The organism is Streptomyces sp. NPDC048389 (assembly GCF_040706335.1).
Taxonomy (GTDB): domain Bacteria; phylum Actinomycetota; class Actinomycetes; order Streptomycetales; family Streptomycetaceae; genus Streptomyces.
Window position 1 is genome coordinate 29,327 of record NZ_JBEZKP010000002.1, and the last position, 20,046, is coordinate 49,372.

At 70.8% G+C, this 20,046-nt stretch carries 15 protein-coding genes and 1 pseudogene; 9 read left to right on the forward strand and 7 right to left on the reverse strand.

The annotated features are described in order from the left end of the window. The first annotated feature begins 1 nt into the window (after position 1). A complete protein-coding gene (locus AB0903_RS01890; protein WP_366697951.1) occupies positions 2-1,528 on the forward strand; it encodes a hypothetical protein in 1,527 nt (508 codons plus the stop codon). 42 nt (positions 1,529-1,570) lie between these two features. Here the strand turns inward: AB0903_RS01890 and AB0903_RS01895 are convergent, their stop codons facing one another. Next, complete coding sequence (locus AB0903_RS01895) at positions 1,571-2,563, reverse strand: magnesium and cobalt transport protein CorA (RefSeq protein WP_366697953.1); 993 nt, start codon at positions 2,561-2,563, stop codon at positions 1,571-1,573. A gap of 68 nt (positions 2,564-2,631) precedes the next feature. Between AB0903_RS01895 and AB0903_RS01900 the strand changes: the two genes are divergently transcribed. The 5 genes from AB0903_RS01900 to AB0903_RS01920 all read left to right on the forward strand — a co-directional run bounded on the left by AB0903_RS01900 (position 2,632) and on the right by AB0903_RS01920 (position 7,297). Further along, positions 2,632-3,333 (forward strand): histidine phosphatase family protein, encoded by a 702-nt coding sequence (locus tag AB0903_RS01900; protein WP_366697955.1) that lies wholly within the window; start codon positions 2,632-2,634, stop codon positions 3,331-3,333. A 114-nt stretch (positions 3,334-3,447) separates the two neighbouring features. Continuing rightward, complete coding sequence (locus AB0903_RS01905; RefSeq protein ID WP_366697957.1) at positions 3,448-4,038, forward strand: DUF3090 domain-containing protein; 591 nt, start codon at positions 3,448-3,450, stop codon at positions 4,036-4,038. Next, positions 4,002-4,829: an SCO1664 family protein gene (locus AB0903_RS01910; protein WP_366697959.1), complete on the forward strand. Its 828-nt coding sequence runs from the start codon at positions 4,002-4,004 to the stop codon at positions 4,827-4,829. The genes AB0903_RS01905 and AB0903_RS01910 overlap by 37 nt, the downstream gene beginning before the upstream one ends. 102 nt (positions 4,830-4,931) lie before the next feature. Beyond that, on the forward strand, positions 4,932-6,161 hold the full coding sequence (mshC, locus tag AB0903_RS01915) for a cysteine--1-D-myo-inosityl 2-amino-2-deoxy-alpha-D-glucopyranoside ligase (RefSeq protein WP_366697961.1): 1,230 nt from the start codon (positions 4,932-4,934) through the stop codon (positions 6,159-6,161). A gap of 170 nt (positions 6,162-6,331) precedes the next feature. Continuing rightward, on the forward strand, positions 6,332-7,297 hold the full coding sequence (locus AB0903_RS01920) for a superoxide dismutase (RefSeq protein WP_366697963.1): 966 nt from the start codon (positions 6,332-6,334) through the stop codon (positions 7,295-7,297). 48 nt (positions 7,298-7,345) lie between these two features. Here the strand turns inward: AB0903_RS01920 and AB0903_RS01925 are convergent, their stop codons facing one another. Further along, on the reverse strand, positions 7,346-8,374 hold the full coding sequence (locus AB0903_RS01925) for a PAC2 family protein (protein ID WP_366697965.1): 1,029 nt from the start codon (positions 8,372-8,374) through the stop codon (positions 7,346-7,348). Positions 8,375-8,642: 268 nt separating this feature from the next. Here AB0903_RS01925 and AB0903_RS01930 point away from each other — a divergent pair. Further along, positions 8,643-9,135 (forward strand): annotated as a pseudogene (locus tag AB0903_RS01930) (fuconate dehydratase); the annotation flags it as partial. Positions 9,136-9,352: 217 nt separating this feature from the next. Here the strand turns inward: AB0903_RS01930 and AB0903_RS01935 are convergent. From AB0903_RS01935 to AB0903_RS01955, 5 genes are all read right to left on the reverse strand, one after another. Then, positions 9,353-10,024: a FadR/GntR family transcriptional regulator gene (locus tag AB0903_RS01935; protein WP_366698387.1), complete on the reverse strand. Its 672-nt coding sequence runs from the start codon at positions 10,022-10,024 to the stop codon at positions 9,353-9,355. Between the two features lie 134 nt (positions 10,025-10,158). Continuing rightward, positions 10,159-11,784 carry a glycerol-3-phosphate dehydrogenase/oxidase gene (locus AB0903_RS01940; protein ID WP_366697967.1) on the reverse strand — a complete coding sequence of 542 codons (1,626 nt, stop codon included), beginning with the start codon at positions 11,782-11,784 and terminating at the stop codon, positions 10,159-10,161. Positions 11,785-11,796: 12 nt separating this feature from the next. Beyond that, on the reverse strand, positions 11,797-13,323 hold the full coding sequence (glpK, locus tag AB0903_RS01945; protein WP_366697969.1) for a glycerol kinase GlpK: 1,527 nt from the start codon (positions 13,321-13,323) through the stop codon (positions 11,797-11,799). A 52-nt stretch (positions 13,324-13,375) separates the two neighbouring features. Continuing rightward, positions 13,376-14,170: an MIP/aquaporin family protein gene (locus AB0903_RS01950; protein ID WP_366697971.1), complete on the reverse strand. Its 795-nt coding sequence runs from the start codon at positions 14,168-14,170 to the stop codon at positions 13,376-13,378. Positions 14,171-14,404: 234 nt separating this feature from the next. Then, positions 14,405-15,169 (reverse strand): IclR family transcriptional regulator, encoded by a 765-nt coding sequence (locus AB0903_RS01955; protein WP_366697973.1) that lies wholly within the window; start codon positions 15,167-15,169, stop codon positions 14,405-14,407. Positions 15,170-15,408: 239 nt separating this feature from the next. Between AB0903_RS01955 and metH the strand changes: the two genes are divergently transcribed. Both metH and AB0903_RS01965 read left to right on the forward strand, forming a co-directional pair. Then, positions 15,409-18,918 carry a methionine synthase gene (metH, locus tag AB0903_RS01960; protein ID WP_366697975.1) on the forward strand — a complete coding sequence of 1,170 codons (3,510 nt, stop codon included), beginning with the start codon at positions 15,409-15,411 and terminating at the stop codon, positions 18,916-18,918. Positions 18,919-19,027: 109 nt separating this feature from the next. Next, the gene (locus AB0903_RS01965) at positions 19,028-19,729 is read left to right on the forward strand and encodes an HAD family phosphatase (RefSeq protein ID WP_366697977.1); all 702 of its coding nucleotides are present in this window, start codon (positions 19,028-19,030) and stop codon (positions 19,727-19,729) included. Positions 19,730-20,046 lie beyond the last annotated feature (317 nt).

The window sequence follows — 20,046 nt, forward strand, 5'->3', positions numbered from 1 at the left end:
GGTGAATCACCTCCCCGCCCCGGCACCCGTCCGCCGCCGTGCCCCGCTGTGGCCCGGCGGGGAGCACCCGGCGCACGGGGGTCTGCGGTGGATCGCCGCCGTCGCCGCCGTGTACACGGCCGTCCAACTGGCGCTCGCCGTCAGGGGGACCAGCCTCGGCTGGGACGAGACGGTCTACGTCAGCCAGGTCACGCCCGGCTCGGAGGCCGCCTTCTTCAGTGCTCCCCGCGCCCGCGGCATCGCCTTCCTCGTCGCGCCGGTGACCGCGCTCACCTCGTCCGTCGAGGTGCTGCGGACCTACCTCGCGGTGCTGTCGGGCGCCGGTCTGTTCCTGGCCCTGGCAGCGTGGCGCGGGCTGCTGCCCCAGCGTGTGCTCGTCCTTGCCGGAGGGCTCTTCGCCGGTCTGTGGATCACGGTGTTCTACGGTCCGCAGGTCATGCCGAACCTCTGGGTCGCCCTTGGCGCACTCTTCACGGTCGGCTGCTTCCTGCGGGTCGCCCACGGGAGGTCCGGCCCGGCCGGACTTGCGGGCGTCGGCGCGGGCACGGCCTTCGTCGCGCTCATGCGGCCGACCGACGCCTTCTGGCTCCTCGTACCGCTCGCCGCCGTCGCCCTGCGGTCCCGTGGGGCCCGGCGGCCCGCGCTGATCGTCGCGCTCTTCGCGGGCGGCGTCATCGGCTGCGCTCCCTGGATCGTCGAGGCGTACGTCGCGTACGACGGGCTGTTCGCCAGGCTGCGGCGGGCCGGTGAGATCCAGGGGCACCTGGGCCCGCACTTCGCCGTCGACGACCATGTGCGCGCACTGAACGGCCGGGCGCTGTGCCGTCCCTGCGACGTGCCGTGGAAGCAGCCGATCACGGCACTCTGGTTCTTCGCACTTCCGCTGCTGGTCGCAGGCGGTGTACTGGCGGCGGCGCGCACCCGTCGCGCCGTCACCGCGCAGCCGGTGGCGGGTCACCCCGCCGTCGTGCCGGTGGCGACGCTGGTGGGGGTGTCGATGGCGGTGCCGTACCTCCTGCTGGTCGGCTACGCCGCGCCGCGGTTCCTGCTGCCCGCCTACGCGCTGCTCGCCCTGCCGGTCGCGGTGTGTCTGGCCGCCGTCGTCGGACGGGTGCGGCCGCGCGGCGTCGCCGCCGTCCTGGCAGCCGCCCTGGCCTGCCATCTGGTGGTCCAGTACGTCGTACTCGCCGGCGCCATCGAGCGCAGCCGGGACAACCGCCGGGCCTTCGAGCGGATCACCGCCGAACTGCACCGCCAGGGTGTCCGCCCGCCCTGCGTGATCAGTGGCGCAGAGGCGCCCCGGATCGCCTTCCGGACCGGCTGCGCCTCGCGCCAGGTCGGCGGGCACGACGGCAGCATCACCCGGGACGCGCTCGGCGCGCTGGCGGCCGAGCAGCCGGTGGCCTACATCGGGACGGCCGGCAACCGGCCACCGGAGTTCGCCCGCGACTGGCGGCCCGTCCACCTGTCCGGGCTGCGCGCCCGTCCTGACCTCCGCGCGTATCTGGGCCCCGCGACACACCCCTGACCGGCGGCGCGCCGCCTGCCGGACGGAACGCGCCCGCCGGGGTCAGAGCCAGCCGCGCCGCTTGAAGAGCCGGAAGAGCCCGTACACCGCACCCGCCATCAGCAGCACCGTCGCGGGATACGCCCAGACGGACCTCAGCTCCGGCATGTGCTCGAAGTTCATGCCGTAGATCCCCGCGACCATCGTCGGCACGGCCGCCATGGCCGCCCAGGCCGAGATCTTGCGCATGTCGTCGTTCTGCCGCACACCCATCTGCGCCAGGTGCGCGGCAAGAATGTCGGACACCAGCCGGTCCAACCCCTCCACCTGCTCGTTCGCCCGGGTCAGATGGTCGCTGACGTCCCGGAAGAACGGCTGCGAGTGCTCATGGACGAACGGCACGCCCGCGCCCGCCAGCCGGGCCATCGGAGCGGCGAGCGGCCCGGCCGCCCGGCGGAACTCGAGCACCTGCCGTTTGAAGGTGTAGATCCGCGCCGCCGTGTTCTTGGTGTCCCTGCGACCCGGTTCGAAGACCGCGGTCTCCATCTCCTCCAGGTCCACCTGGAGTTCGGCGGCGACATCGATGTAGTGGTCGACGATGGCGTCGCTGACCGCGTAGAGCACCGCCGTCGGCCCGTGCCGGAGCACCGCGGGCTCGGCCTCCAGCCGTTCGCGGACGGCGCCCAGCGGCGCGCCTTCGCCGTGCCGGACCGTCACCACGAACGAGTCGCCTATGAAGACCATCAGTTCGCCGGTGGTCACCGAATCGCTCTCCGGCTCGTACACCACGGGTTTGAGGACCACGAACAGCGAGTCGTCGTACACCTCGAGCTTGGGCCGCTGATGCGCCTTGAGAGCGTCCTCGACGGCGAGGGGATGCAGCGAGAACTCCTCGGAGACATGGGCGAACTCGTCCTCCGTGGGCTCGTGCAGGCCGATCCACAGGAACGCGTCACCGGTGGTCCGCGCCTCGTCGAGGGCGTCCGAGAAGTCCGACGGGCCTTCGGTGCGGCGTCCGTCGCGGTAGATGGCGCAGTCCACGATCACGGCGCGCATTCTTCCCTGACCGGGGACCCGGCACACCCGCGGCCCGCCACCCGTGCCGGGACCGTAGGCTGGCCCCCATGGCCACGCTGATCCTCGTACGCCACGGACGCTCCACCGCGAACACCGAGGGGGTGCTCGCCGGCTGGACGCCCGGAGTGCGCCTCGACGAGCGCGGCACCGCACAGGCGGCCGGGCTGCCCGCGAGACTCGCGGCCGTGCCGCTCGCGGCGGTCGTCTCCAGCCCGCTGGAACGCTGCCGCGAGACCCTCGCGCCCCTGCTGGAGGCGCGGCCCGCGCTCACCCTCGAGACCGACGAGCGCATCGGGGAGTGTCACTACGGCGACTGGTCCGGCCGCAATCTGAAGGAGCTCGCCCAGGAGCCGATGATGGAGGTCGTCCAGCACCACCCGTCGGCGGTGGTCTTCCCCGGCGGCGAGTCCATGCGGGCCATGCAGGCCCGCGCGGTCGACGCCGTCCGCGACTGGAACGCGCGCATCGACCGGGAGTACGGCGAGGACGCCGCGTTTCTGATGTGCTCGCACGGGGACATCATCAAGTCCCTGGTGGCGGACGCTCTCGGCCTGCATCTCGACCTGTTCCAGCGCATCCACGTCGAACCGTGCTCCGTCACCGCCGTCCGTTACACCCGAAGCCGGCCGTTCCTGCTGCGACTCGGCGACACCGGCGAGTTGGGCGCGCTGGTGCCTTCGGCGCAGGGCCGGCAGGAGAAGGCCGGCGGCGACGACGCGGTCGTCGGCGGCGGCGCGGGCGTCCCGTGATCGCTTCGCGCAGTAGGGTGGACGCGCCGAAAAGCTCAGTTCCGCCCCACCCGTGACTTCGGTACGACCCGCTCGGAAACCCGACCGACCCGACGATCCAAAGGGAGACAGAACGTGTCCCGTCAGGTGTTCCTCTACGACCCGCCGGACCGCTTCGTGGCCGGTACGGTCGGGCTGCCTGGCCGCCGTACGTTCTTCCTGCAGGCTTCCGCCGCAGGGCGCGTGACCAGCGTGGCCCTGGAGAAGACGCAGGTGGCCGCCCTCGCGGAGCGGATCGACGAACTGCTGGACGAGGTGGTGCGCCGCACCGGCGGCAACGCACCGGTGCCCGCCGTCGCCCCGTCCGATGTCGCCGACACCGCGCCGCTCGACAGTCCGGTCGAGGAGGAGTTCCGCGTCGGCACGATGGCGCTGGCGTGGGACGGCGAGGAACAGCGCATGATCGTGGAGGCGCAGGCGCTCGTCGAACTCGAGGCCGAGTCCGAGGAGGACCTCGCGGAGGCCGAGGAGCGGCTGCTGCAGGACGAGGAGAACGGCCCGCCCATGCTGCGGGTCCGGCTCACCGGCGCGCAGGCCAGGGCGTTCGCCAAGCGCGCGCTGGACGTGGTGAACGCCGGCCGGCCGCCGTGCCCGCTGTGCAGCCTGCCCCTGGATCCGGAAGGACACGTATGCCCGCGCCAGAACGGATACCGCCGGGGCGAGTGAGCGCGACCGACGCGCTCACGCTGCTGACCGAGGGCGAGCTGACCGTAGGCGGAAGGGTGCGCCAGGCGTCCAACGCGGTGCTGTACGGCACGGTCTCGCTCGACGGCGACGAAGCCCGCTGCGTCTACAAGCCCGTCGCGGGCGAGCGCCCGCTGTGGGACTTCCCCGACGGCACGCTCGCGCAGCGCGAGGTGGCCGCCTACGAGCTCTCCGAGGCGACCGGATGGGGTCTCGTGCCGCCCACCGTCCTGCGCGACGGCCCGTACGGCGAGGGGATGGTCCAGCTGTGGATCGAGGCCGACCCGGACGCCTCGCTGCTGGCCCTCGTCGAGGACGAGGAGCCGGGTGAGGGCTGGAAGGCGGTCGGTTTCGCGGAGGTGGGCGCCGGCCGTACGGCGCTGCTCGTCCACGCCGACGACCTCCGGCTGCGTCGCCTCGCCGTGCTCGACGCGGTGATCAACAACGGTGACCGCAAAGGCGGACATCTGCTGCCCACCGCCGACGGAGGCCTGTACGCGATCGACCACGGCGTCACCTTCAACGTCGAGGACAAGCTGCGCACGCTGCTGTGGGGATGGGCGGGGGAACCGCTGCCGCCCGAGGCGACGGCGACTTTGACCGCCCTGGCGGCGGCCCTCGGCGACGGCGGGCCGCTCGCCACCCGGCTGGCGCAACTGCTCACGGCGGCCGAGGTGGCCGCCCTGCGCGGCAGGGTGGCGGCGCTGCTCGGATCCGGCACGCACCCGGTCCCCTCCGGGGACTGGCCCGCGATCCCCTGGCCACCCGTGTAGGTGCCGGCCTGCACACCGAAGGCCGCAGCGCAAGAGTGCCCAACCGGCCATGACCGGTGATCCGGTTCGTATGCGGAAGCGGCATCCGGTTAGGCTCATGGCATGCATGCCTGGCCCGCTTCTGAGGTCCCCGCCCTGCCCGGCAAGGGCCGCGACCTCCGGATCCACGACACCGCGACCGACGGTCTGGTGACCCTCGACCCCGGTCCCGTCGCCCGTATCTATGTCTGCGGCATCACACCGTACGACGCGACCCACATGGGTCACGCGGCGACCTACAACGCGTTCGACCTCGTGCAGCGCGTGTGGCTCGACACCAAGCGGCAGGTTCACTACGTCCAGAACGTCACGGATGTGGACGACCCACTGCTCGAACGCGCGATCCGCGACGGGCACGACTGGTCGGAGCTCGCGGAACGCGAGACCGCCCTGTTCCGCGAGGACATGACCGCACTGCGGATGCTGCCGCCGCGCCACTACGTCGGGGCGGTCGAGGCCATTCCCGGCATCGTCCCGCTGGTGGAGCGGCTTCGCGACGCGGGCGCCGCCTACGAGTTGGAGGGCGACGTCTACTTCTCGGTCGAGTCCGACCCGCACTTCGGGGAGGTGTCCCGCCTCGACGCGGAGGCGATGCGCCTGCTGTCCGCGGAACGCGGCGGCGACCCCGAACGCCCCGGCAAGAAGAACCCGCTCGACCCGATGCTGTGGATGGCCGCCCGCGAGGGCGAGCCGAGCTGGGACGGCGGTTCACTCGGCCGCGGCCGGCCCGGCTGGCACATCGAGTGCGTCGCCATCGCGCTCGACCACCTCGGCATGGGCTTCGACATCCAGGGCGGCGGCTCCGACCTCGCGTTCCCGCACCACGAGATGGGTGCCTCCCACGCCCAGGCCCTCACCGGTGAGCACCCCTTCGCGAAGGCTTACGTCCACGCGGGCATGGTCGCGCTCGACGGCGAGAAGATGTCCAAGTCCAAGGGCAATCTCGTCTTCGTCTCCAAGCTGCGCCGCGACGGTGTGGACCCGGTCGGGATACGGCTCGCACTGCTCTCGCACCACTACCGGGCCGACTGGGAGTGGACCGACGCGGTGCTCGATGACGCGGTGGAGCGTCTCGGGCGGTGGCGCGCGGCCGTCTCGCGGCCCGACGGTCCGTCCGCCGACGCCCTGGTCGAGGAGGTCCGCCAGGCCCTCGCCGACGACCTCGACGCGCCGTCGGCACTTGCCGCGGTGGACCGCTGGGCCGCGCTCCAGCAGTCCGAGGGCGGCACGGACGAGGGCGCCCCGGGGCTCGTGTCCCGCACGGTCGACGCGCTGCTCGGGGTGGCCCTCTAGCCTCGGCGTGGCCTTTCAGCGAAGTGCCTCCGGGGGACACGGTCATGGACCGCGTTCCCCGGAGGGTGCTCCTCCACTTGAACGTTCCGGCGGTGCGGGACCCCGGCATGTGGTGAGCTGACGGCCCCAGCCCCTCGGGGCATGTCCACCAGTTGCCGGAAGGACGCACAGTGGAACGTTCCTTCGCACGCAGAGAGGTGCTCGGCGCGGCCGTTGCCCTCGGCTCGGCCGCGCTTCTCGGGCCCGCCGCCGGAGCGGCCCGCGCCGCGTCACCACGGTCATGGCCGACCCGATTCCCGCTTCCGAACGGATTCCAGCCCGAGGGCATCACCATCGGCCGCAGCCCCTATGCCTGGTGCGGCTCCATCGCCGACGGCGACGTCTACCGGGCGAGCCTGGCCACGGGTCGCGGCCGGGTCGTCGTCGGGGGGCTGGGCGCGGGGCACTCCGTCATCGGCCTGAAGATCGACCGGCAGGAGCGGCGGCTGTTTCTCTCGGGCGGATTCAGCCGCGAGATCAGGGTCGCCGACGCGCGCTCCGGTGAGATCGTCAGGCTCTTCACGGTCGGTGCCGAGGGCACGATGGTCAACGACGTGGTCCTCACTCCCGACGCGGCCTGGTTCACCGACTCGTTCCGGCCGCAGCTCTACCGGCTGGCCCTGGACCGGCGCGGCGAGCCCGCGCGCGAGGTGGCGACCGTGCCGCTCGGCGGCGCCTGGGAGCAGGGCGCGGACTTCACCGCCAACGGCATCGCCCGCACGCCGGACGGCAGCGCCCTGCTGGTCGTGAACACCGTGGTGGAGGGTGGATCACTGATGCGTGTCGATCCGCGCGACGGCATCGCCCGGCGGGTCGGTCTCGGGGGCCTCGCCATCCCGTCCGGTGACGGCCTGCTTCTGCTGGGCCGCCATCTCCACATCGTCCAGCAGCGGTTGAACCAGGTGGACGTGGTCCGCCTGAACGCCGCGGGCACCAGAGGCAGGCCGGTCGCCCGTATCACCGACCCGCGCTTCCGGATTCCGACCACGGCCGCTGCCTGGGGCGACCGGATCTATCTGCCCAACGCGAGATTCGACGTACCGCCGACGCCGGACACGCAGTACGACGTGGTCGCCGTCGACCGGGTGACCGGCTGAACGCCGGAGGGGGCCGGTGCCGCCGGCGCCGACCCCCTCCCGTACCGCTCAGTCCTTCGAAGGTTCCTCGGGGCCGTCGCCCTCGTCGTCCCGCGCCTCCGGCTCCGTGGAGCTGCTCTCCTGCGGGCCGCTCTCGGCCTCCGGCCTCTGGGGCATCGGGGGCTTGGTCCGGCCGGCCGGATCGCGCAGATAGGGGCCGGCCTCGCCGCCGTCCGTCGCATGGCCGCCGGGCCCGCCGCCGTCACGCCGGCGCAGATACCGCTCGAACTCGCGGGCGATGGCCTCTCCGGACGCCTCCGGCAACTCGGCCGTGTCGCGCGCCTCCTCCAGCGTCTGGACGTACTCGGCGACCTCGCTGTCCTCCGCGGCCAGTTGGTCGACTCCGAGCTGCCAGGCCCGTGCGTCCTCGGCCAGTTCGCCCAGCGGGATCCGGAGGCCGATGAGGTCCTCCAGCCGGTTGAGCAGGGCGAGTGTCGCCTTGGGGTTGGGGGGCTGCGACACGTAGTGCGGCACGGCCGCCCACAGGCTCACCGCGGGCACGCCCGCATGGGTGCACGCCTCCTGGAGGATGCCGACGATGCCGGTCGGCCCCTCGTACCGCGTCTCCTCGAGATCCATCGTCCTGGCCAGATCCGGGTCGGAGGTGATCCCGCTGACGGGCACCGGCCGGGTGTGCGGGGTGTCACCGAGCAGTGCTCCGAGGATCACCACCATCTCGACGCCCAGTTCATGGGCGAAACCCAGGATCTCGTTGCAGAACGAGCGCCAGCGCATGGACGGTTCGATACCGCGGACCAGGACGAGGTCGCGCGGCTTGTCGCCCCCGATGCGGACCACGGAGAGCCGCGTGGTCGGCCATGTGATCTTCCGTACGCCGCCGTCCAGCCACACCGTGGGCCGGTTGACCTGGAAGTCGTAGTAGTCCTCGGCGTCGAGCGCCGCGAACACCTCGCCCTTCCACTCCCGGTCCAGGTGAGCGACCGCGGTGGAGGCGGCGTCGCCTGCGTCGTTCCAGCCCTCGAACGCGGCCACCATGACCGGGTCGATCAGCTCGGGCACCCCCTCGAGCTCGATCACCCAGTGCCTCCTTCCGAAGTTCCCTTGTCCACGCCCCCAACCTTACGGCTTTCCCCGCCTGCGGCCGCAGCCCCCGTGCACGGCCGGGTGAACTCGGCCGGGGTCGGGCAAACGTCCGAGCGGCAACCGGTAAGGGACGGTAAGGGAGGCAGATTCATCCGAGCAGTGAGCGGAGGATCCCGAGAATCCTCGACTTGGAACGGCCGGTAGCCCGCTATACATCGGATGTCCAGGAGAGGTCCGATCTTCATTGTCACCGGGGGCGTGCATGAATCAGACCGTCGAGGAGTTCGAGGTCCACGACATCCGCTTCCCCACCTCCCGGCAGCTCGACGGCGCCGACGCCATGAACCCGGACCCCGACTGCTCCGCCGCCCGTCTGGTGCTCCGCACCGGTGACGGCAGTGAGGGCCACGGCCTCTGCTTCACCATCGGCCGCGGCAACGACGTCGTCGCCGCCGCCGAGGTGCTGCGCCTCATGTCGTCGGCCGCCCCGCTCCCGCCCGCGCCGGACCCGGCGGCGCTCCACCGACGATCTCACCCACGACTCCCAAGTTTGCCGGCTCAGGCCCGAGAAGGGCGTGGTCCACAAGGCTGTCGGGGCCGTCGTCAACGCGGCGTGGGACCTGGTGGCCGGCCGGGCGGGCCTGACCGTATGGGAGTTCCTCTCCACGATGAGCCCGGAGGAACTCGTCTCCCTGGTGGATTTCCGGTATCTGACGGACGCTCTGGCCAGAGACGAAGCACTCGGCATCCTGCGTGGTGGCCGGGACGGGGCTCGGGCCGGTCCGCCCGGTGGCCAGGGGGTACAGGAGCGAATCCCGGATCTCCGCCCGTGGGGCAGGGCAAGGGGCCGGGGGTGGCCCGGCGGCGGCCCGGAGGGGGGACAGGGCCGGGGCGAAGCCCCGAAACACCGCGGCCGGGGCTTGCCCCGGTATCAAGGGAAGGGCGGGTAGGCGAAAGGGCCCGCCGCGGGCACTACAGCGTCGTCCGCAGCCACTGCTCCACGCTCGCGACGTGCACCGTCGCCCATGCCCGTGCAGCCGCCCCGTCCCCGTCCCGCAGTGCCGCCAGGATCGCGCGGTGTTCACGGAGGGTGCGGCCGACCGCGTCCTCCTGGGTGAGGCCGCGCCAGACGCGGGCGCGCGTCGTCGGGCCGGACAGCCCGTCGAGCAGGGAGCACAGCACCGAGTTCCCCGAGGCGCGCACGATGCCCCGGTGGAAATCCAGGTCCGCCGCCACCAGTTCCTCGACCGACGGCTCCGCACCCAGCGCGTCCAACTGGTCGTCCAGCGCATCGAGTTCGGGACCGGAGATCCGGCCCGCGGCCATCTCCGTGGCGGCCGGTTCCAGGATGCGGCGCACCGCGAGGAACTCCAGCACCGTGTCGTCCCGGTGGAAGTCGACGACGAAGCTCAGCGCCTCCAGCAGGAGCTGCGGATCCAGGCTGGTCACGTACGTGCCGTCGCCCTGCCGTACGTCGAGGATGCGGATCAGCGACAGTGCCCGTACCGCTTCGCGCAGCGAGTTGCGGGACAGGCCCAGCTCGGTCGCGAGCTCGCTCTCCTTGGGCAGGCGGTCGCCGGGACGCAGGACGCCGGAGACGATCATCGCCTTGATCTTCTCGATGGCCTCGTCGGTCACGGCCATGACGTCGCCCCCGTCGTTCACACCATTGCAGCAGAGATCGGATGGGTGAGCGTACAACGAGGGCGGCCCACCGGGGGCCGCCCTCGTCGTGTCCGGTTAGTCCGGTAGTCCGGTGGTCCGGACCACCGGGTCCACTACCGTGCGCGCAGCACGTCCTCCACCCGGCCGCGGATCTCGTCCGTCGCCAGTCCACGGATCGTCAGGGTCGTACGGCGGCGCAGCACGTCGTCCGCCGTCTCGGCCCACTCGTTGTCCCGGGCGTACACGACCTGCGCCCAGATCTCCGGCGCGTCCGGGTGGATGCGCTCGGCGAGCGCCGGGTCCTCGTTCGCCAGACGGGCGATGTCGAACGACAGCGAGCCGTAGTGGGTGGCGAGGTGCCTGGCCGTGTCGGCCGCCATCCGCGGGCCCGGGGTGCCGCCGTCCACCAGCAGCCGGTGCGCGACCGCGTTCGGGTTGGCGATGCCGGGCAGCGGCAGCTTCTTCGGCAGGTGTGCGAGGGGCTCCATGTCCTCGGCGAGCGGACGTCCCGGCAGGGTCGCCAACTTGTTCATCACCGTGCGGCCGATGTGGCGGAAGGTGGTCCACTTGCCGCCGGCCACGGACAGCATCCCGCCGCGCCCCTCGGTGACGACCGTCTCCCGCTTGGCCTTGGAGGTGTCGCCGGGGCCGCCGGGCAGCACCCGCAGACCGGCGAAGGAGTACGTGATCAGGTCCCGGGACAGCTGCTGGTCGCGGATCGAGAACGCGGCCTCGTCCAGGATCTGGGTGACGTCCTTGTCGTTGACGGCGACGTCCGCGGGGTCGCCCTCGTACTCCTCGTCGGTCGTACCGAGCAGCAGCATGTCCTCCCAGGGCAGGGCGAACGTGATGCGGTACTTGTCGATCGGAGTGGCGAGTGCGGCCCGCCAGGGGGCGGTGCGCTTGAGTACGAGGTGCGCGCCCTTGGAGAGGCGGATGGAGGGGGCCGCGTCCGGGTCCTCCATCCGGCGCAGGTGGTCGACCCACGGGCCGGTCGCGTTGAGCACGAGGCGCGCGGTGACGCCGAACTCGGTGCCGTCCGTGCGGTCCTTGAGCTCCGCGCCGGTGACCCTGCCCTTGGTGAAGCGCAGTCCGGTGACCTCGGCGTGGTTGAGGACGGTCGCGCCCGACTGGGCCGCGGCGCGGACCGTCATCAGCGCCATACGGGAGTCGTTCATCTGGTCGTCGCCGTAGACGGCGACCGCCTTGAGGTTCTCCGTGCGCAGCTCCGGCACGTCCCGCTGCGCCTTCGCCGCGGATATGACATGGCCGACGCCGTCACCGAAGGCGGAGAGCGCCGAGTAGGCGAAGACACCCGCGCCGAGCTTGGCGGCGCCGTGCGGGCCGCCCTTGTAGACGGGCAGGTAGAACGTGAGCGGGTTGGCCAGGTGGGGGGCCACCTGGCGGGAGACCGCGCGCCGCTCGAAGTGGTTCTCCGCGACCAGCTTCACCGCGCCGGTCTGCAGGTAGCGCAGTCCGCCGTGGAGCAGCTTGGAGGAGGCGGAGGAGGTGGCGCCGGCGAAGTCGCCGGCGTCCACCAGGGCCACCCGCAGCCCGGACTGCGCCGCATGCCAGGCGGTGGAGATGCCCAGGATGCCGCCGCCGATCACCAGGAGGTCGTACGTCGCCTTGGAAAGCTGCTCCCGGGTTTCGGCGCGGCCCGCTGCTTTGAGGGAAGACACAGCCGAGCCGGAGACCGGGTGCGCCCCGGGGGAGGGGACGCTCTGCAGGGTGGTCATTCTTGCTCCTCGTCAGTTTTCCTCGTCGAGCCAGCCCATGGTCCGCTCCACGGCCTTGAGCCAGCTCTTGTACTCGCTGTCACGCTTGTCAGCGTCCATGCGGGGGGTCCACTCGGCGGCCCTGCGCCAGTTGGCGCGCAGCGCGTCGGTGTCCGGCCAGAAGCCGACGGCCAGGCCGGCGGCGTAGGCGGCGCCGAGGCAGGTCGTCTCGGCGACCATCGGACGCACGACCGGCGCGTCCAGGAAGTCCGAGAGGGTCTGCATCAGCAGGTTGTTGGAGGTCATGCCGCCGTCGACCTTGAGCGCGGTCAGCTCGACGCCCGAGTCCTTGGTCATGGCGTCGGTGATCTCGCGGGTCTGCCAGGCGGTGGCCTCGAGCACGGCGCGCGCGATGTGCGCCTTGGTGACGTACCGGGTCAGACCGGCGATCACGCCGCGGGCGTCGGAGCGCCAGTACGGGGCGAACAGTCCGGAGAAGGCCGGGACGAAGTAGGCACCGCCGTTGTCGTCGACCGAGGAGGCGAGGGTCTCGATCTCGGCGGCCGAGTTGATCAGGCCCATCTGGTCGCGCATCCACTGCACCAGCGAACCGGTGACGGCGATCGAGCCCTCGAGCGCGTACACCGCCTTCTGGTCGCCGATGCGGTATCCGACGGTGGTCAGCAGGCCGTTGTAGGAGTTGACGGGCTCGTCACCGGTGTTCATCAGCATGAAGGTGCCGGTGCCGTACGTGGACTTGGCCTCGCCCTTCGAGTAGCAGGTCTGGCCGAACAGGGCCGCCTGCTGGTCGCCGAGTGCGGAGGCGACCGGGATGCCGTCCAGCGCGCCGCCCTTGGCGAGGCCGTAGACCTCGGCGGAGGACCGGATCTCCGGCAGGATCGCCGCCGGGACGTCCATGGACTGGAGGATCTTGTCGTCCCACTCCATGGTGTGCAGGTTCATCAGCATGGTGCGGGAGGCGTTGGTGACGTCGGTGACGTGGACGCCGCCGTCGACTCCGCCGGTCAGGTTCCAGATGACCCAGGAGTCCATGGTGCCGAAGAGGATCTCGCCGCGCTCGGCGCGCTCCCGCAGGCCCTCGACGTTGTCGAGCAGCCAGCGTGCCTTCGGTCCGGCGAAGTACGAGGCCAGCGGCAGGCCGGTCTCGCGGCGGAAGCGGTCCTGGCCGACGTTGCGGCCGAGCTCCTTGCACAGGGCGTCGGTGCGGGTGTCCTGCCAGACGATCGCGTTGTGGACGGGCTCGCCGGTGTTCTTGTCCCACAGCAGCGTCGTCTCGCGCTGGTTGGTGATGCCGATGGCCTTGACGTCGGCGGAGGTGATGCCGGCCTTCTCGATCGCGCCGGCCACGACCTCCTGGACGTTGGTCCAGATCTCGGCGGCGTCGTGCTCGACCCAGCCCGGCTTCGGGAAGATCTGCTCGTGCTCCTTCTGGTCGACGGAGACGATCCGGCCGTCCTTGTCGAAGACGATGCAGCGGCTGGAGGTGGTGCCCTGGTCGATGGCCGCGATGAACGGGCCGGTGGTGTGTGCGTCGGTCACGGTCTGCTCCTGCTCAGGTCTCGTTGAATACGGCTCGTGCTACTGGTTCGGCTCAGGCGAACGCGACGTTGTAGATACCCGCCGCTATGGCCGCACCGATCAGCGGACCGGCGATCGGGATCCAGGAGTAGCTCCAGTCGGAGCCGCCCTTGTTCGGCAGCGGAAGCAGCGCGTGCACGATGCGCGGACCGAGGTCGCGGGCGGGGTTGATGGCGTAGCCGGTCGGACCGCCGAGGGAGAGCCCGATGGAGACGACGACCAGCGCGACGATCAGACCGCCGAGCGGGCCGAGGCCCTTGCCACTGTCGTTGAGTCCCTGGGTGAGCACCGCCAGGACCAGCACGGTGGTGCCGATGATCTCGGTGGCGAGGTTCTGCCAGACGTTGCGGATCTCGGGGCCGGTGGAGAAGATGCCGAGGACCGGGCCGGCCTGGGCGGAGGTCTCGTCGTGCGGGCCCTCGATGGCCTTCTCGTCGACCGGTTCACTGATGACCTCGCGGTCGGTGAGGTGCGCCTGGAACTGGCCGTAGTAGGCCAGCCAGACCAGGACCGCGCCGATCATGGCGCCGAGCAGCTGTCCCGCGATGTAGACCGGGACATTCGTCCACTCGTTGTCCTTGATCGCGATGCCCAGGGTGACGGCCGGGTTGATGTGGGCGCCGGAAAGGGCACCTGTCATGTAGACCGCCGTCAGCACTGCGAAGCCCCACCCGAAGGTGATGGCCAGCCAGCCGGCGTTCTGCGCCTTGGAGCGCTTGAGTACCACGGCGGCGACGACGCCACCACCGAGCAGGATGAGAACGGCGGTACCGATGATCTCGCCGATGAAGATGTCGGAGTTGGACACCCGCGACTCCTTTGTCCTTCGTCCAGGGGGAAGGCGAACCCCGGGTCCCTCCGGTGGTCCGCGCCCTCAGCAGAGGGCGTTCTCCCGGCCTGGCGTTGTCACACTCTAGCGCGTATTGCCGTTAGCTGTTCGACAATGCCGACCGGTGAACGGCAGTTTTGTCCTCCGATTAACATGACGTCAAGGGTTGTGTCGGGCGAAAACCGGATCGTTACCGATGATGCGCCAGTGCGGTCAGAACCGCCCGGCGCCGAGGTCGCGCGACACGGCGCGGGCGCAGTCCCGCACCGCCGCCACCAGTTCGGAGCGCAGCTCGCCGGCGTCGCAGATCCGCTCCACGGCGCCCGTGATGGCGACCGCTCCCACGGGCATACGGCGCCGGTCGTGGATCGGCGCGGCGACGGCGGCGACGCCGTGCCAGGTCTCCTCCACATCGGCGGCCCAGCCGCGCGCACGGGCGTGGTCGAGCACCGACTCGAATTCCTCGAGGTCGGTCACCGTCCTCGGTGTGAACGCCTTGCGGTCGACCTCGAGCGCCTCGGTGTGGGCGACCGGGTCGTAGGCCGCGAGCACCTTGCCCAGGGCGGACGAGTGCAGCGGGTGCATGGCGCCGACCTCGAGGACCTGGCGGCTGTCGTCGGGCCGGAAGACGTGGTGCACGATCAGCACGCCGTGCTGGTGCAGGACGCCGAGGTGGACGCTCTCACCGCTGGAGCGGGCCAGGTCGTCGGTCCAGACGAGGGCGCGCGCACGCAGCTCGTGCACGTCCAGATAGCTGTTGCCGAGCCGCAGGAGCTCGGCACCGAGCTGGTAGCGGCCGGAGGCGGCGTCCTGCTCGACGAAACCCTCCGCCTGCAGGGTCCGCAGGATGCCGTGGGCCGTACCCTTGGCCAGGTCGAGCGAGGACGCGATGTCCGACAGGCCCAGCCGGCGTTCTCCGCCCGCGAGCAGCCGCAGCATCGCCGCCGCCCGCTCCAGTGACTGGATGTTCTTCGCCATCGGATCGGCCCTTCTGCAACACGGTTCGACAATGCTGAACACTATCGGTCGATGTCGACCTTGGTCACGGCGGACCGAGTATCTCGCGCCTGGAGCCCCTGGAAAAAGCGCGAGACATGCCCCGTCCGCCCCGTGGGACGCCTGGGCCCCCGCGGGGCCTGCCCGGCTACCCTGGCTGCGTGCGCCCTCCACCGAAGGGCGCAAAGCCGACGGCCGTCGCACCCCAGGGAGCTGCATTCATGGCCTCGTTGCCGACCCCCGCCGCTGACAGCCGGACCCGAATCGACGCACTGCGCGAAGCGCTCGCCACCCGAGTGGTGGTGGCCGACGGTGCGATGGGCACGATGCTGCAGGCTCAGGATCCGACGCTCGAGGACTTCCAGAACCTCGAGGGCTGCAACGAGGTCCTCAACGTCACGCGCCCCGACATCGTCCGCTCCGTGCACTCCGCCTATCTCGAGGTCGGCGTCGACTGCGTCGAGACGAACACCTTCGGCGCCAACCACTCCGCCATGGGCGAGTACGACATCCCCGAGCGAGTGTTCGAGCTGTCGGAGTCCGGTGCGCGGATCGCCCGCGAGGTCGCGGACGAGTTCACCGCGTCGACCGGGCAGCAGCGCTGGGTCCTCGGCTCCATCGGCCCCGGCACCAAGCTTCCGACCCTCGGGCACGCCCCTTACACCGTGCTCCGGGACGGCTTCCAGCGGAACGCCGAGGGACTGATCGCCGGCGGGGCGGACGCACTGCTGGTGGAGACCACGCAGGACCTGCTCCAGACGAAGGCCGCGATCCTGGGAGCGCGCCGCGCGATGGAGGCGACCGGCGCCGATCTTCCGCTGCTGTGCTCGCTCGCCTTCGAGACGACCGGCACGATGCTGCTCGGCTCCGAGATCGGCGCGGCGCTGACCGCGCTGGAGCCGCTCGGCGTCGACATGATCGGTTTGAACTGCTCCACCGGCCCCGCCGAGATGAGCGAGCACCTGCGCTATCTCACGCGCCACTCCCGTATCCCCCTGCTGTGCATGCCCAACGCGGGTCTGCCCGTGCTCACCAAGGACGGCGCGCACTTCCCGCTCGGCCCCGAGGGGCTGGCCGACGCCCAGGAACAGTTCGTCAGCGACTACGGCCTCTCCCTGGTGGGCGGCTGCTGCGGTACGACCCCGGAGCACCTGCGTCAGCTCGTCGAGCGGGTACGGGGCATGCAGCCGTCGGAGCGCCGGCCGCGTCCCGAGCCGGGTGCGGCGTCGCTGTACCAGACGGTGCCGTTCCGCCAGGACACCGCCTATATGGCGATCGGTGAGCGGACGAACGCGAACGGGTCGAAGAAGTTCCGCGAGGCGATGCTGGCGGGCCGCTGGGACGACTGCGTGGAGATCGCCCGGGACCAGATCCGCGAGGGCGCCCACATGCTCGACCTGTGCGTCGACTACGTCGGACGTGACGGGGTGGCGGACATGGAGGAGCTGGCGGGCCGTTTCGCCACCGCTTCGACGCTGCCGATCGTGCTGGACTCCACCGAGGTGGAGGTGATCCGGGCGGGCCTGGAGAAGCTGGGCGGGCGTGCCGTCATCAACTCGGTGAACTACGAGGACGGTGACGGGCCCGAGTCGCGTTTCGCGAAGGTGACCACGCTGGCCCGGGAGCACGGCGCGGCGCTCATCGCGCTGACGATCGACGAGGAGGGCCAGGCCCGGTCGGCGGAGCACAAGGTGGCGATCGCCGAGCGGCTCATCGCCGACCTGACCGGCAACTGGGGCATCCACGAGTCGGACATCCTCATCGACACGCTCACCTTCACGATCTGCACCGGGCAGGAGGAGTCCCGCAAGGACGGCCTCAACACCATCGAGGCGATCCGCGAACTGAAGCGCCGTCACCCGGACGTGCAGACCACGCTGGGCCTGTCGAACATCTCCTTCGGTCTCAACCCGGCCGCCCGGATCCTGCTCAACTCGGTGTTCCTGGACGAGTGTGTGAAGGCGGGCCTGGACTCGGCGATCGTGCACGCGAGCAAGATCCTGCCGATCGCACGGTTCGACGAGGAGCAGGTCACCACGGCGCTGGACCTGATCTACGACCGGCGTCGTGAGGGCTACGACCCGCTGCAGAAGCTGATGGAGCTGTTCGAGGGCGCCACGACCACGTCGCTGAAGGCGGGAAAGGCGGAGGAGCTGGCGGCTCTGCCGCTGGACGAGCGGCTGCAGCGGCGCATCATCGACGGCGAGAAGAACGGCCTCGAGGCCGACCTGGACGAGGCGCTGGAGACCCGGCCCGCGCTGGACATCGTCAACGACACCCTGCTGGAAGGCATGAAGGTCGTCGGCGAGCTGTTCGGCTCGGGGCAGATGCAGCTGCCGTTCGTGCTCCAGTCGGCCGAGGTGATGAAGAACGCGGTCGCGCATCTGGAGCCGCACATGGAGAAGTCGGACGCGGAGGGCAAGGGCACCATCGTGCTCGCCACGGTCCGCGGCGACGTCCATGACATCGGCAAGAACCTCGTGGACATCATCCTGTCCAACAACGGCTACAACGTCGTCAACCTCGGGATCAAGCAGCCGGTCTCGGCGATCCTGGAGGCTGCCGAGGAGCACCGGGCCGACGTCATCGGCATGTCCGGCCTGCTGGTCAAGTCCACGGTGATCATGAAGGAGAACCTGGAGGAGCTCAACCAGCGCAAGATGGCCGCCGACTACCCCGTCATCCTCGGCGGTGCGGCCCTCACCCGTGCCTATGTCGAGCAGGACCTCCACGAGCTCTACGAGGGCGAGGTCCGCTACGCCCGCGACGCGTTCGAGGGGCTGCGCCTGATGGACGCCCTCATCGGAGTCAAGCGCGGCGTCCCGGGCGCCGCACTGCCGGAGCTGAAGCAGCGACGGGTCAAGGCCGGCGCCGTGGTCGTGGAGGAACGCCCGGAGGTGGGCGCGGCCCGGTCGGACGTCGCGACCGACAATCCGGTGCCCACCCCGCCGTTCTGGGGCACCCGTGTCGCCAAGGGCATCCCGCTCAAGGACTACGCCTCGTGGCTCGACGAAGGCGCCCTGTTCAAGGGGCAGTGGGGGCTCAAGCAGTCCCGTGCCGGTGACGGGCCCACGTACGAGGAGCTGGTGGAGACCGAGGGCCGGCCCCGGCTGCGCGGCCTGCTGGACCGCGTGCAGACCGACAACCTCCTCGAAGCGGCGGTCGTGCACGGGTACTTCCCGTGTGTGTCCAAGGGCGACGACCTGATCATCCTCGGTGACGACGGCTCGGAGCGGACCCGCTTCACCTTCCCGCGCCAGCGCCGCGGCCGCAGGCTGTGCCTGGCCGACTTCTTCCGGCCGGAGGAGTCCGGCGAGACCGATGTCGTCGGTCTCCAGGTCGTCACCGTCGGCTCACGGATCGGCGAGGAGACCGCAAAACTGTTCGAGGCCAACGCCTACCGCGAGTACCTCGAGCTCCACGGTCTGTCCGTCCAGCTCGCCGAGGCCCTCGCCGAGTACTGGCACGCCCGGGTCCGCGCCGAACTCGGCTTCGGCGGCGAGGACCCCGCCCAGGTGGAGGACATGTTCGCGCTGAAGTACCGCGGCGCGCGGTTCTCACTCGGCTACGGTGCGTGTCCCGACCTCGAGGACCGCGCCAAGATCGCGGAGCTGCTGGAGCCGGAGCGGATCGGTGTCAAGCTCTCCGAGGAGTTCCAGCTCCATCCGGAGCAGTCCACCGACGCGATCGTGATCCACCACCCCGAGGCGAAGTATTTCAACGCACGCTGATCGGGCGAGTCGTACACTGGTCGGTCCAGTGCAGGCCGGTCGCCTGTCCCCGCGGGAATGCCGCCGGGACGAGGTGGCCGGCCTTCTCGTCCCTCCCGGAGGTGTGCCTATGACCAGCACGGTCCCCGCGTCGCTTACCCGTTCGGCGGAAGCGGCCGCACTGCAGGCCGTTTTCCTCGACATGGACGGCACTCTGGTCGACACCGAGGGTTTCTGGTGGGACGCGGAGGTGGAGGTCTTCGCCGACCTCGGCCACCGGCTGGACGAGGCATGGCGGGACGTGGTCGTCGGCGGCCCCATGACCCGCAGCGCGGGCTATCTCATCGAGGCCACCGGCGCCGACATCACCCTCCCGGAACTGACCGTGTTGCTCAACGACAGGTTCGAGGAGCGGATCGGCCGCGGCGTGCCCCTGATGCCGGGCGCCGAGAGGCTGCTCACCGAACTGGCCGCACACAATGTGCCGACCGCGTTGGTCTCCGCCTCCCACCGGCGCATCATCGACCGCGTCCTCGCCTCCCTCGGCCCCCAGCACTTCGCGCTCTCGGTCGCCGGGGACGAGGTGCCGCGCACCAAGCCGCACCCCGACCCCTATCTGCTCGCGGCCCAGGGGGTCGGCGCGGATCCGTCCAGATGTGCCGTCGTGGAGGACACGGCGACCGGCGTGGCCGCCGCGGAGGCCGCGGGCTGCCGGGTGGTCGCCGTCCCGTCCGTGGTGCCGATCCCGCCGGCCGACGGGCGGGTCGTCGTGGCGTCCCTCGAAGAGGTCGACCTTCTCTTTCTACGGACGTTGATCCGCGCCAAGCAGTGATCCGCGCACCGTCCGTGTTTGTCGAATTCGGCACGAACTCGGAGCGGCGGTGCATGCCTTCTCCGTGACCGGCGCGGCATGCTCGCCGAGCCGGTCGCTGATTCGTTCGGGGCGTGACCTTTGTCACCGTGCGTGTTCTCACGCCCTGGGCGATTTGTGCCTGGCGCGCTGTTCGTGCGGATGCCGGGTGGAGCCATGTGTCCCGATTGATGGCAGAGTCGACCGATCTTCCATGGCGGAGCCATCCACTCACAGGTATTGATGATCACTCAGTGATTACGGCTCAACTCGGGCCCGTGCACGCTTTCCTGGCGGTG

What these genes read in the sequence shown, in the direction of transcription:
- metH (WP_366697975.1), top strand. Translation starts at nt 15,409, where the DNA reads ATGGCCTCGTTGCCGACCCCCGCCGCTGACAGCCGGACCCGAATCGAC.
- AB0903_RS01965 (WP_366697977.1), top strand. Translation starts at nt 19,028, where the DNA reads ATGACCAGCACGGTCCCCGCGTCGCTTACCCGTTCGGCGGAAGCGGCC.
- AB0903_RS01910 (WP_366697959.1), top strand. Translation starts at nt 4,002, where the DNA reads ATGCCCGCGCCAGAACGGATACCGCCGGGGCGAGTGAGCGCGACCGAC.
- AB0903_RS01895 (WP_366697953.1), bottom strand. Translation starts at nt 2,563, where the DNA reads ATGCGCGCCGTGATCGTGGACTGCGCCATCTACCGCGACGGACGCCGC.
- AB0903_RS01955 (WP_366697973.1), bottom strand. Translation starts at nt 15,169, where the DNA reads ATGGCGAAGAACATCCAGTCACTGGAGCGGGCGGCGGCGATGCTGCGG.
- AB0903_RS01935 (WP_366698387.1), bottom strand. Translation starts at nt 10,024, where the DNA reads ATGGCCGTGACCGACGAGGCCATCGAGAAGATCAAGGCGATGATCGTC.
- AB0903_RS01900 (WP_366697955.1), top strand. Translation starts at nt 2,632, where the DNA reads ATGGCCACGCTGATCCTCGTACGCCACGGACGCTCCACCGCGAACACC.
- mshC (WP_366697961.1), top strand. Translation starts at nt 4,932, where the DNA reads ATGCATGCCTGGCCCGCTTCTGAGGTCCCCGCCCTGCCCGGCAAGGGC.
- AB0903_RS01940 (WP_366697967.1), bottom strand. Translation starts at nt 11,784, where the DNA reads ATGACCACCCTGCAGAGCGTCCCCTCCCCCGGGGCGCACCCGGTCTCC.